The organism is Rhodospirillum rubrum ATCC 11170, from assembly GCF_000013085.1.
GTDB lineage: Bacteria > Pseudomonadota > Alphaproteobacteria > Rhodospirillales > Rhodospirillaceae > Rhodospirillum > Rhodospirillum rubrum.
In genome coordinates this window covers 2,425,324-2,437,615 of the sequence record NC_007643.1, presented here as the reverse complement: position 1 = coordinate 2,437,615, position 12,292 = coordinate 2,425,324, and the positions used below count along the sequence as shown (strand labels likewise).

Annotated in this window: 7 protein-coding genes; all 7 read left to right on the top strand. The window is 66.9% G+C overall.

The genetic code is table 11. The features are described 5' to 3' along the window. Window positions 1-37: 37 nt before the first annotated feature. The 7 genes from RRU_RS10895 (at window position 38) to RRU_RS10865 (ending at window position 12,168) form a co-directional block, all read left to right on the top strand. Window positions 38-178 (top strand): hypothetical protein, encoded by a 141-nt coding sequence (locus tag RRU_RS10895; RefSeq protein ID WP_014626306.1) that lies wholly within the window; start codon window positions 38-40, stop codon window positions 176-178. A gap of 259 nt (window positions 179-437) precedes the next feature. Then, on the top strand, window positions 438-1,874 hold the full coding sequence (locus RRU_RS10890; protein WP_011389854.1) for a sigma-54-dependent transcriptional regulator: 1,437 nt from the start codon (window positions 438-440) through the stop codon (window positions 1,872-1,874). Window positions 1,875-1,980: 106 nt separating this feature from the next. After that, window positions 1,981-2,904, top strand: coding sequence for a sulfite exporter TauE/SafE family protein (locus tag RRU_RS10885; RefSeq protein WP_011389853.1), 924 nt, complete (start codon window positions 1,981-1,983; stop codon window positions 2,902-2,904). A 158-nt stretch (window positions 2,905-3,062) separates the two neighbouring features. Further along, window positions 3,063-4,928 (top strand): autotransporter assembly complex protein TamA, encoded by a 1,866-nt coding sequence (locus RRU_RS10880; RefSeq protein ID WP_014626303.1) that lies wholly within the window; start codon window positions 3,063-3,065, stop codon window positions 4,926-4,928. 1 nt (window position 4,929) lies between these two features. Next, on the top strand, window positions 4,930-9,432 hold the full coding sequence (locus RRU_RS10875; protein ID WP_011389851.1) for a translocation/assembly module TamB domain-containing protein: 4,503 nt from the start codon (window positions 4,930-4,932) through the stop codon (window positions 9,430-9,432). A 112-nt stretch (window positions 9,433-9,544) separates the two neighbouring features. Continuing rightward, on the top strand, window positions 9,545-9,988 hold the full coding sequence (locus tag RRU_RS10870; RefSeq protein WP_011389850.1) for a PAS domain-containing protein: 444 nt from the start codon (window positions 9,545-9,547) through the stop codon (window positions 9,986-9,988). After that, complete coding sequence (locus RRU_RS10865) at window positions 9,988-12,168, top strand: DNA translocase FtsK (protein WP_011389849.1); 2,181 nt, start codon at window positions 9,988-9,990, stop codon at window positions 12,166-12,168. The genes RRU_RS10870 and RRU_RS10865 overlap by 1 nt, the downstream gene beginning before the upstream one ends. The last annotated feature ends 124 nt before the right edge of the window (window positions 12,169-12,292 follow it).

Sequence of the window (12,292 nt, the reverse complement as noted above, 5' to 3'; positions counted from 1 at the left end):
CCAAGAAGCGAAAGCCCAAGGCTTTTGGGGACGTGTGATGATTGAACTTTTTTCGGTTGTCTTTCTGGTCGCTTTGATCATCCGCTTTCTCGAATCCCGCTTTGAGCGTCGGCAGAAGCGTCTGGACAAGGCCTTCCGCCGCGCCCGCTATTTTTCGATCTCGGGAATTTCCCGGTAAGGTTGAAGAAAAAGGCAGGGTTCGTCGGTTCGGGCAAGGTGGTATCTATATACCAAAGGCCTACAGCCCTCGACCGAAAAGGGCCCGGCCGCGGAACTCCCTTGCCCGCAGGCGGCCTATCACCCGTCCATCCCTGAAACGACTCCTAAGATCTCCCTTGGCGCGAGGCGACGATAGACGTGGCTTCGGGCGACGGCTATGGTGGACGCAACCCATGATTAGGGGGTCACGGTAAGGGATCGAAGGGTCTTTGGCGTCCATGCACCGTATCTTGATGGTGGAGGATTCGCCCTCCAACGCCGAACTTTACGCCACCTATCTGAGGGCGTCGGGGATGACCGTCACCTTGGCCGGGACGGGAGGGCAGGCCCTCGACTATCTGGTCGCCGATGCCAGCGCCTTCGATCTGGTGGTGCTCGATCTCGGTTTGCCTGATATGGACGGCCTGGAAATCCTGCGCAAGCTGGGCGGTCCGGCGGCGATGCCGCCGACTGTCGTGCTGACCGGGTCGGGATCGGTGCGCCGCGCCGTCGAGGCGATGCGCGAGGGGGCGATCGATTTCCTGGTCAAGCCCTGCGGCGCCGACAAACTGCGCACCGCCGTTGAAGAGGCTTTGGAGCGGCGCACGCCCACCGCCGAAGGCCGGGCGCCGGCCGCCGATCCGACCCGGGCCAAACGCGGCCCCTCGGGTTTTCTGGGCTCCTCACCGGCCATGTCCAACGTCTTTAGCTTGATCGAGGCGGCGGCGGCCAGCAGCACCGCCAGCGTGTTCATCACCGGCGAGACCGGGACGGGCAAGGAACTCTGCGCCAACGCCATCCATAATCTGTCGGACCGTCGCAACGGCCCCTTCGTCGCCATCAACTGCGGCGCCATTCCCCGCGAATTGATGGAAAGCGAGATCTTCGGCCATCGCAAGGGCGCCTTCACCGGGGCGATCAACGACCGCGAGGGCGCGGCCAGCCGGGCCGATGGCGGAACCCTGTTCCTTGATGAACTGTGCGAGATGGACCTCGATCTTCAGGTGAAGCTGCTGCGCTTCATCCAGACCGGCACCTATCGCAAGGTGGGCGACGGCGCCGATCGTCAGGTCAATATCCGCTTCGTCTGCGCCACCAATCGCGATCCGCTGGTCGAGGTCAAGGCCGGGCGCTTCCGCGAGGATCTGTATTACCGGCTTTATGTGGTGCCCATCCACCTGCCGCCGCTTTCGGCGCGCGGCGATGACATCATCTTGCTGGCCCGGCGGTTTCTCGCCGATTTCTCCAAGCTCGAAGGCAAGCGCTTCCAGGAGTTCTCGGCCGATGCCCTGGGGCGGATCATGGCCTATCGCTGGCCGGGCAATGTCCGCCAGCTTGAAAACGTCGTGCGCAATATCGTCGTGCTCAATGACGGGGTGACGGTCGAGCCGACCATGTTGCCACCGCCGCTTGACTGCGTCGAAGCCGTGGTCAGCCTGCCCGTCGACCCGCAAAGCGCCACCGGGGCCGTTGTTGGCGGGGGAACGCTGTCGCTTGATGAGATCCTCGCCCGCCCCTTGGCCGAACTGGAAGCCATGGCCATCGACGCCGCCTTGCGGTTGTCGGACAACAATGTGACGCGGGCGGCGCGGCTTCTTGATGTCTCGCCCTCGACCATCTATCGCAAGCATTCCGCCTATAAATCGGGCGGAACGGGCGGAAGCGCCGGGCGCTGAGGCTTGGGGCCGGTCCGGGGCTTGCAACCGGGGCGGCGTCGGGGTCTTATCGAGATCAGCCCCCCGCAAGGTCGCCACGCGCGAACCCGTCCCGGAAAGCCCGCTTATGCAGATTTACCTGCCGATCGCCGAGATGTCCGTCAACGTTCTGCTCATCCTTGGCATGGGGGGGGTCGTTGGGTTCCTATCGGGGCTGTTCGGGGTTGGCGGCGGCTTCCTGCTGACGCCGCTTTTGATCCTCTATGGTGTTCCCCCCGCCGTCGCCGTCGGCACCCAGGCCAATCAGATCGTCGCCACCTCGGTCGCCGGCGTCCTCGCCCACATGCGGCGCGGCAATGTCGACTTCAAGATGGGCTTCGTGCTGCTGATCGGCGGTCTGGCCGGATCGGTGGTCGGCGTCTGGCTGTTCGCCCTGTTGCACCGCCTGGGCCAGATCGATCTGGCGATTTCGCTAAGCTATGTGATTTTCCTGGGCGCGGTCGGCGGCTTGATGTTCGTGGAAAGCGCCACCGTGCTGATCCGCCGGCGGCGCTCGCCCGGCGTGCCCGTCGCCCGTGGGCCCGGGCGCCACACTTGGATGCATGGCCTGCCGCTCAAGATGCGCTTTCGGCGCTCCAAGCTTTACATCAGCGCCATTCTGCCGCTGACCATCGGCTTTCTGGTTGGCATCCTGGCGGCGATCATGGGCGTGGGCGGCGGCTTCGTCATGGTGCCGGCGATGATTTATCTGCTGGGCATGCCGACCCAGGTCGTGGTGGGAACCAGCCTGTTCCAGATCATTTTCGTCGCCGCCTCCACCGCCATCCTCCAGGCGGCGGTCAATCAAACGGTGGATGTCGTGCTGGCCCTGCTGCTGCTGGCCGGGGCGGTTTTTGGCGCCCAGGCCGGGGCCAAGGCCGGGGCCCGACTGCGCGGCGAGCAACTGCGCGCCCTGCTGGCGGTGATGGTTCTGCTGGTCTGCGGCAAGCTGGCTTACGACCTTATGGCGACCCCGGGCGAGATGTTCTCGTTTGGCGCCCTGCTCGATTGAGCGCTTAACCCCCGTATCCTCTGGATTTTTTTGCGACCAATCGCCCCGCTGCCGGCATCCCTCCCGCCTGTGGAACGTTGCGTTTCGGTCAAACGGGTTCCATCTTTTGTCGAGGGGGATAGCCGATGGGGCCTGCGGGCAAGGGGATTTATCGCAGTATGATAAAGGCGCGCCCGGCGACACGCGCCCTGGTGGCGGCCGCCTTTGTCGCCCTGCTCGCCCGCTCGGGCCTTGCCGCCGGTGATCCTGAACCCGGCACGAGCGAGGCCGAAAAGGCCGCCGTCAATCGCCCCGGGTCGGGGGCGGGGTTTCCCTATCGGGTCACCATCACCGTCGCCAATGATCCCGAGGACCTGACCCCCTGGCTACGCGAGGTTTCCCAACTGGCCGCCCTGGAAGGCGATCCGCCCTTTACCCGCATGGGTTTGGAGCGCCGCATCCAATCCGATCTCGATCGCTTCCATAAGGCCCTGCGCTCGCGCGGCTATTACGATGCGGACTTGAGCGCCGATGTCCGCGACTCCGCGCCCGGGCCGGCCATGGTCGAGGTTCGCGCCGATCCCGGCCCGGTTTATCAGGTCGCCAAGGTCGCCATGGACTACCGGGGGGCAAGCGATGTCGACGGCCTGCCCCAGGGGGCCGACGCCGTCGGGCTGAAGCTGGGGCAGACGGCGCGCGCCGATGACGTGCTGGCCGGCGAGAAGCGGCTGAGCGAGGACTTGCGCAAATCCGCCCGGCCGCTGGCCAAGGTGGTCGACAAGGTGGTGGTGGTCGATCACGCCGGCCGGACCATGGAGGTGACCTATGTGGTCGAGCCCGGGCCCGTCGCCGATTTCGGCGCCTTGCGGGTCAGCGGCCTTGATCGGGTGAAAGAGTCCTTCGTGCGCAAGATGGTGCCCTGGCGCGAGGGTGAGGCCTATGACGAGGACCAACTGCGCGCTCTGCGCAAGCGCCTGTCCGACAGCCGGCTGTTTGCCACCGTGCACCTGACGCCGGCGGCCGAGGTTGGCGCCGATGGCCGCATTCCCATCGATTTAACGGTCAGCGAGGGGGCGCACCGCACCATTTCCGCCGGCGTCAGCTATGCCACCGATACGGGGGCGGGGGCGACGCTGCGCTGGGAACACCGCAATCTGCTGGGGGCGGGCGAGAAGTTCCGCGCCGATGTCGTCGCCGCCCAAAAAGAGCAATCCCTCGACCTCACCTTTCGCAAACCCTATTTCCTCGATCCCCGCCAGACCTTGACCATGAACGCCAGCGTTTCGCGCGAGGATGGCGAGGCCTATAGCGGCGAGGTCGGCGAACTCGGCATGGGCCTGGAACGCGAGGTTTGGGAGCACTGGCGCCTCAGCGGCGGGTTGGCCTTTGAATACGGCCAGTTGGTCTGGGAGGCCGATCCCTCCGACGCGCGCCGCCGCCATATGCTGGCCGGCGTGCCGCTGTCGGCCATCCGCGATGGGACCGACGATCTGCTCGATCCCACCACCGGCACCCGCCTCGCCCTGGCCGCCACTCCTTTCGCCGGACAGGTCGATGGCGCCGGCACGACCTTTCTCGTGCTTGAAACCACCGGTTCGGCCTATTACCCGGCGATCGAGAACCGCCTTGTGCTGGCCGGGCGGGCCCGGCTGGCCAGCCTGACCGGGGCCGATCTCACCAATGTGCCGCCCAATCACCGCCTGTTCGCCGGTGGCGGCGGATCGGTGCGCGGCTATGGCCATAACCTGATCGGTCCGCTCAATGGCGACGACGATCCGACCGGCGGCCGCTCGGCCGCCGAAATCGGCGTCGAGGCCCGCATCAAGATCACCGAGACCATCGGCATCGTGCCCTTTCTCGATGGCGGTCTGGTAACCACCGAATCCTGGCCGAGCTTCAGCGAGGATATCCGCTGGGGCGCCGGTTTGGGGGTGCGCTACCACACCTCGTTCGGGCCGCTGCGCGCCGATGTCGCCATGCCGCTCAATCCGCGCGGATCGGACGACAGCTTCCAGGTTTATATCAGTCTCGGGCAGGCGTTCTGACATGGCGACAACCGATCCTCTTCCTCCGCCCTCCCAGGCACCGGGCGCGCAGCTGGCCCGTGGGCTGGCCTGGGGTGTTTCCGGGCTGCTTGCCCTGCTGGTGGTGATCGTTGGCGGGCTGCTCGCCCTTGGTCAGACCGATGGCGGCCGTTCGTGGCTGAAAGAGACGATCGAAAGCGCGGTCAGCGCGCCCGATGGTCTTGGCCTGCGCATCGGCGCCCTGGAAGGCGCCTTGCCCGGCCAGATCATCTTGCGCGACGTGGCGCTGAGCGATCCGCAAGGGGTGTGGTTGACCCTGGGGCGGGCCGAGGTGCTGTGGTCGCCCCTGGCCCTGCTTGGCGGCCGCCTGTCGGTCGAGGCCCTGCGGACCGAGGGGTTGGCGATCGCCCGCCCCCCCGCCTTGCCGTCCTCTCCCGAAGACCCGGACGCTGAGGGCTTTGATTACCGCCTGCTCGCCCGGCTGCGCATCGGCGAGTTGGCCGTTCCCGATCTGTCGCTGGGCGAGGCGCTGGTCGGCGAGGCGGTGCGCTTGGCCCTGACCGGGCGGCTGGAGCCTGCGGGCGCGGCGATCTCCGGGGTGTGGCTGACGCTTGATCGCACCGATGGCAAGCCGGCCCATCTCGGGCTGGTCGCCGAGGCCGGCGGCGCGCCGCTGGCCTTGAGCGTCGATCTGGCCGCCCATGAACCCGAAGGCGGGATCGTTGCCCGGCTGCTTGGCCTTGAGGAGCGGACGGCGCTGGCCCTCGATCTGAAAGGGCAGGGGCCTTTGGCCGACTGGCGGGGGCGGATCACCCTGCGGGCCGAGGATCTGCTGGCCGTCGAGGGCCCGCTGACCCTGGCGCGCGACGAAACGGGCGCCCTGGCCGCCGGCGCCGATCTTCGCTTTCGGCCTTTGGCCAAGGCGCCGCCCCGGCTGAGGGCCGCCCTCGCCCCCGAGGCGACGGTAAGCCTGCGCGCCCGCGATGATGGGAACGGCGGCAAGGCCCTTGATCACCTTGGCGCCAGCGGGCCGGGCTGGACCCTTACGGCCCAGGGCGCTGTGGGCAAGGAGGGCGCCCTTGATCTCGTCCTTGATGGCGCTCTGCACGGTGCCGGCGCCTTGGGCGGCCTCGTTCCCGACCTTGGGCTTGGCACGGCGCGGGTGAGCCTTCGGGCCGGCGGCAGCCTGGAGGCTCCGACCGCTCGGGCCGAGGCGACGATCAACGCCCTGGACCTGCCCGGCGCCGTCACGGCGAAAACCCTGGCCCTCACCGCCACCGCCCAGCCCGAGGGGGCCAAAACCGCCCTGTCGATCACCGTCGGCGGCGAAGATCTATCCCTGACCGCCGGTGGTCCGGCCCTGGCCGCCGCCCTGGGGCCTTCGCCGTCCCTGGCGATCAAGGGCCTGTTCGATGCCGAAGAAAGCCGGCTGACCCTGTCGGATCTCGTGCTGTCGGGGGCGGCGGTCGGGCTGGGGGGAACCGCCGATCTGGATCTTGATGGCGCGCAAGGCGGTGGTTTGCTGGTTCCTGCCGCCGATCTGACCCTGACCTTGCCCGATCTGGCGCCGCTCGGCGACGCGCTGGGCCGACCGCTGGCCGGGCGGCTTGACGCCCATCTGCTGGCCGAGGAGGTCTCGCTTGAGCCGCGGCGCGGTCGCCTGCGCCTGGAGGCGCGCGGCAAGGATCTGGCGTTCGGCGGGGGCCCCGCCGACCGGGTCTTCGGCCCCGCCCCGGGGTTGATCGCCGGGTTGAGCCTGGGCGAGGACGGCGCCATCACCCTTGACTCGCTCGCCCTTGACGCGCCGGGGGCGACGCTGACGGGGCAGGGCGGTCTGGCGACGGACGGCACCCTGGATGCCAGTCTTGGCGCCTCGCTCTCCGACCTTGGCGCGGTTCTTCCCGGCTTCAGCGGATCGCCCTCCCTGGAGATCACCGCCTCGGGGCCCTTGGCCGATGCGGCGCTGTCGCTGTCGCTGCGGGCCGATCGGCTGGCCGGGGCGGGGATCGAGGCCCGGGCGCTTGATCTGACCCTGGCCATGGGCGGCCTGGGGAGCGAGCCGGCCGGGGTGCTCGAAGGATCGGCCAAGCTTGGTGGCCAACCGGTGACGCTGTCGCTGCCCTTCGCCCTGAAAAACGATTTCGCCGCCCTGGAGCTGTGGCAGGCCGAGCTGGCCCTGGGATCGGCGCGGCTTGGCGGCGATCTTGCGGTTGATCTGGAAACAAAGCTGAGCGAAGGCGCGCTGACCCTGGCCGTCCCCTCGCTGGCCGTGTTGAAGGCCGTGGGGGCGCCACCGATGACCGGTTCGCTCACCGCCAAGGCCACCTTGGATCGGGCGGGCGGGCGCCAGGGGGCGGTTGTCAGCCTGCGCGCCCCGCAAGCCACCTTGGACTCCCTGGCCGTCGGCCGCCTGACCCTGGACATGAAACTGGCCGATGCCCTGGGCAAGCCGACGCTCAAAGCCGAGGCCGGGGCGAGCGGCGGAGCGGCGGGCGGCGTCGCCTGGAACCGGCTGAGCGTGAAGGCCGAGGGGGCTTTGAGCGATCTGGCGCTGACCTTGGCCCTTGATGGGTCGATGGCGCGCGCCGTTTCGGCCAAGGCCCCGCCCGCCAGATCCGCCCAGGCGCCGCCGGCCAAACTGACCAAGACGCCCCCCGTCAGCGGCCCGCGCGATCCCTTGAGCGCCCGTCTCGTCGCCCGCCTTGCCATCACCGAGGGGACGACGAAGCTGCGGCTGACGACCCTGGACGCCAGCTTGCGCGATCGCCGCCTGAGCCTGCTGGCCCCGGCCACCCTGACGATGGCCGGCGAGGATATGATCCTTGATCGCCTGCGGCTGAGCCTTGCCGGCGGCGAGCTGCAGGCGAGCGGGTCGCGGCGCGGCGGGGCGGTGAAGGCCACGCTTGACGCCCGGGCGATCCCCCTTGCCTTGGCCGATCTGGTGGCACCCGATTTGGGGCTTGAGGGCCGGCTCGATGGCCGGGTGTCTTTAAGCGGATCGGCAAGCCGCCCAACCGGCGAGGCGGCGATCACGCTGTCGCGGCTGAAAACCAAGGCCGTCCCCGACCGCGCCCTGGAGGTCCGCCTGGATGCGACGCTGGGCGCGCGCAGCCTGGATGGCACGCTGAGCGTGGCCGGGTTCGCCGGTCAGCCGCTGCGCGCCACCGCCAGCCTGCCGCGCGGCGCCGGACTGGCGATCGACCGCACCAAGCCTTTGACGGCGCGGGCCGATTGGCGTGGCGATGTGCGGGCCCTGATGGATTTCACCCCGCTGATCGACCATCGTCTGAGTGGCGCCACGGTGATCGATATCCTGGTGACGGGGTCGATCGATGCGCCGATCGTCAGCGGCGGGGTTTCCCTGAAGAACGGCGCCTATGAGAATTTGTCGACCGGCACCGTGCTGCGCGAGATCGCCCTGGCGCTGCGGGCCGATGGCGGGCGCACCGTTACCATCGATCTGGACGCCCGCGATGGCGGCAAGGGCCGGGTCAGCCTGAAGGGGCGGGTTTTACTGGTCGATTTGACCCGGCCGATCGGGCGCATCGATCTTGATATCACCCAGGCGGTGGTGGTGCGCCGCGACGATGCCGTCGCCGAGATCTCGGCCGATCTGGCCATGGTGCTGGCGGCCGATCAAATGACCGTGAGCGGCACCGTCACCACCGGCCCGGTGGAAATCCGTCTGGTCGGCGGCGGCGGTCCCAGCATTGCCGAGCTTGATGTGGTGGAGATCGGCGGCAAGGGTCAGGCGACCAGCGCCACCCAGGCGGTGGCCGATCGCGAGGCCCTGCGAATGGCCGCGCAAACGCCGATCCCGGTGCTGCTTGATATCACGGTCAGCTTGCCGCGCCGGGTTTATGTGCGCGGCCGGGGCGTCGATTCCGAATGGGAAGGCAAGCTGAACGTGGGCGGAACGGCGGCGGCGCCCAAGGTGGTGGGAACCATCACCACGTTGCGCGGGCAGGCCGATGTGCTTGGCCGCACCTTCTCCCTGCGCAAGGGCGAGGTGCGGTTTGATGGCGGCATGCCGATCGATCCGCTGCTTGATGTGGTCGCGGCCAATGATACGGGCGAGGTGGTGGCGCTGGTTTCGGTCAGCGGCACCGCCTCGGACCCGCAAATCGGCTTTTCTTCCGAACCGGCCCTGCCCAAGGACGAGGTGATTTCGCAGATTTTGTTTGGCAAGACCTCGGGCGAATTGTCGGCTTTCGAAGCCATCCAACTGGCCGAGGCGGCCAGCCAATTGGCCGGTGTCGGCGGGGGCGGCGGGGTGATCCAGTCGCTGCGGGCGATGACCGGGCTCGACGTGCTCAAGCTCGGCGAGGGGGCGACGGGCGGGACGACACTGGAAGCCGGGACGTATCTGCGCGAGAATGTCTATATTGGCGTCGAGCAGGGCCTGGGACTGCAAGACAGCGCCATCGAGGTTCAGGTGGAGCTGACCCCGTCGATCAATCTGGAAAGCAAGGTTGGGGCCACCGGGGCCAGCGAGGCCGGTGTGTTCTGGAAGAAGGATTATTGATAGGATTGAAAGGGTTTGGATCCATCCGCCAGGGAACCCTTGCAATCGCGTCCTCATTCTCGGATAACCACATGAGATTAAACACCAATATCGTCTTCGGGCGGAAAGAGTCATGAGCGCGACCAATTTGGCACCAATGCTGCGGCATCCAGAATTGAAACGCCTTTACGGCAAATGGTCCGATCTGCGCGGCGAGGGTGAAATTCCCATGGCCGTCGATCTTGACCCGGCCGTGCTACGCCCCTGGCTTTCTCACCTCGTTGTGATCAATGTCGAGGACGATGGGCGTTTCATCTATAGTTTCTACAGCACGGAATATGCCGAACTGTTCAATGGCGATCGGGTGGGGCAGTCGATCGATACCCTGCCGGCCAGCCAGCGCGATCTTCTCAAGCGCGAATATGAACAGGTCTGCCTTGAACAACTTCCGGTTTCGCGGGTCTATACCGGGAGCTTCGGCGGCGAGGAACAAATCTGGGAGCGGCTGGTGCTGCCCTTCCTGTCGCGGGACGGAGAGGTCACGAAATTGATGGTCGCTGCCTACAGGTTATCGTGATGAGCGCACAGGTGTTTCAGCCCGGCGTCGATACCGCGCCGATGACTTCGGCCCAGGGAACGAAGGCCGAGGAGTTCAATCTGTGGTGCGCCATGAACAACCGGCCCTTCGCCCTGCGCCTGTCGGGCTGGCAGGACGGGTCGCGCGAATGGTGCATCGAAGCCGATCGCGGCCGGCCGGAAGCCGCCGCCATCTGGGGAACGGGGACCGACGAGGAGGCGGTGGCCACCGCCATCGCCTATGCCTTCGTCGCCGGGATCGAATGGGCCGAAGCCGAGCGCGCCTTGCAAGACGCCGATGACGAGGCCGAAGAGGGGCGCGGCGAGCCCGAGGTCGAATGGCTTGACGAGGACGAGTTCGAAGAGCGCACCGATGCCCTGCGCGCCGGCCCGCCGCCGCTTTCCACCAAGATCGCCGGCAGCCGCGTCGCCGGACAGATCACGGTTCGTCTGCCCGAGCCCGATCGGCCCGACTTCGGCGTGACCGAGTCCTCTGTGCCCGAAGCCGAGGCGTTGGTCGTAGACGACCTTGAGCCCGCCCCCGAGGAGATCCTTGAGCCCGCCGTCGCCCAGCCGGTGATCCGCTCGCCGCTGGCCCTGGAGGCCGAACCGCTTCCCGATGCCATCTTGCCGCCCTATCACCTGCCCGCCGTCGATCTGCTGGGCGGCGGCGATCCCAAGGACGCCATCGAGGAAGAGAGCAACGAGAACGAACTGGCCGAACAGGCGGCCAAGCTTGAAACCGTTCTGCGCAATTTCCGGGTGCGCGGCGAGATCATGGAGGTCCGCCCCGGCCCCTGCGTGACGCTGTTCGAATTGGAACCGGTTCCGGGCACCAAATCCTCGACCATCATCAATCTGGCCGACGATATCGCCCGCTCGATGAGCGCGGTGACGGCGCGTATCGCCCTGGTTCCCGGCCGCAGCGTCATCGGCATCGAATTGCCCAATGCGGTGCGCGAAACGGTCTATCTCAAGGAAATCCTCGCCTCGGAAGCCTGGAAGACCTCGAAGGCCAAGCTGCCGATGGCTTTGGGCAAGAATATCGGCGGCGAGCCGGTGGTGGTCGATCTGGCCCGCATGCCCCACCTGCTGATCGCTGGCACCACCGGTTCGGGCAAATCGGTGGGCATCAACGCCATGATCTTGTCGCTGCTTTATCATCTGCCGCCCGAGCAGTGCCGGCTGATCATGGTCGATCCCAAGATGCTGGAGTTGTCGGTCTACGACGACATCCCCCATCTGCTGACCCCGGTGGTGACCGATCCGCGCAAGGCGGTGGCGGCGCTGAAGTGGGTCGTGCGCGAGATGGAAAGCCGCTACAAGGCGATGTCTCTGCTCGGCGTGCGCAATCTTGATGGCTATAACGCCCGCGTCACCGATCTGAACGCCCGGGGCGAACAGGTGACCAGCCGGGTACAGGTTGGCTTCGACAAGGAACGCCGCGAGCCGGTGTTCGAAGATCGCATCGTCACCTTGCTGCCGCTGCCCTTCATCGTCGTCGTCGTCGACGAGATGGCCGATCTGATGCTGGTCGCCGGCAAGGAAATCGAAACCCTGATCCAACGCTTGGCCCAGATGGCCAGGGCGGCGGGCATCCATCTGATCATGGCCACCCAGCGGCCTTCGGTCGATGTCATCACCGGCACGATCAAGGCCAATTTCCCGACGCGGATCAGCTTCCAGGTCACCAGCAAGATCGACAGCCGGACCATTCTCGGGGAATCGGGGGCCGAGCAACTGCTCGGGCAGGGCGATATGCTGTTCATGCAGGCCGGCGGCCGGATCAGCCGCGTCCATGGCCCCTTCGTCTCCGATCAGGAGGTCGAGGAGGTCGTGGCCCATCTGCGCACCCAGGCCCAGCCCGATTACGTCTATTCGGTGACCGAGGAGGACGACGACGAGGAGGCCGACTACCCCGGCGCCGGCGCCATTGACGAGGCGATCAGCGAAGAAGGCGACGACGGCGATCTCTATAGTCAAGCCCTGGCTGTCATCCTGCGCGAAGGCAAGGCTTCGGTCAGTTTCATCCAGCGCCACCTGCAAATCGGCTATAACCGCGCCGCCCGTCTGGTCGAAAGAATGGAAAACGAGGGGGTGATCAGTCCGCCCAACCACGTTGGCAAGCGTGAGATCCTGGTTTCGGCCCGTCAATACTTTGCCGGTCGCGGCGACGATTAAGCCGCCAGCCTTCCTGCGGCCGCATTCTTACCGTCTTGTCACTTGACGGATCCGCACCCAAAGCCGATGCGTAGAGACCAACGAGCATTGACCAAGGGCAAGGCGCCGCCTTTTTTTCGAAAAA

What these genes read in the sequence shown, in the direction of transcription:
- RRU_RS10895 (WP_014626306.1), top strand. Translation starts at nt 38, where the DNA reads ATGATTGAACTTTTTTCGGTTGTCTTTCTGGTCGCTTTGATCATCCGC.
- RRU_RS10890 (WP_011389854.1), top strand. Translation starts at nt 438, where the DNA reads ATGCACCGTATCTTGATGGTGGAGGATTCGCCCTCCAACGCCGAACTT.
- RRU_RS10885 (WP_011389853.1), top strand. Translation starts at nt 1,981, where the DNA reads ATGCAGATTTACCTGCCGATCGCCGAGATGTCCGTCAACGTTCTGCTC.
- RRU_RS10880 (WP_014626303.1), top strand. Translation starts at nt 3,063, where the DNA reads ATGATAAAGGCGCGCCCGGCGACACGCGCCCTGGTGGCGGCCGCCTTT.
- RRU_RS10875 (WP_011389851.1), top strand. Translation starts at nt 4,930, where the DNA reads ATGGCGACAACCGATCCTCTTCCTCCGCCCTCCCAGGCACCGGGCGCG.
- RRU_RS10870 (WP_011389850.1), top strand. Translation starts at nt 9,545, where the DNA reads ATGAGCGCGACCAATTTGGCACCAATGCTGCGGCATCCAGAATTGAAA.
- RRU_RS10865 (WP_011389849.1), top strand. Translation starts at nt 9,988, where the DNA reads ATGAGCGCACAGGTGTTTCAGCCCGGCGTCGATACCGCGCCGATGACT.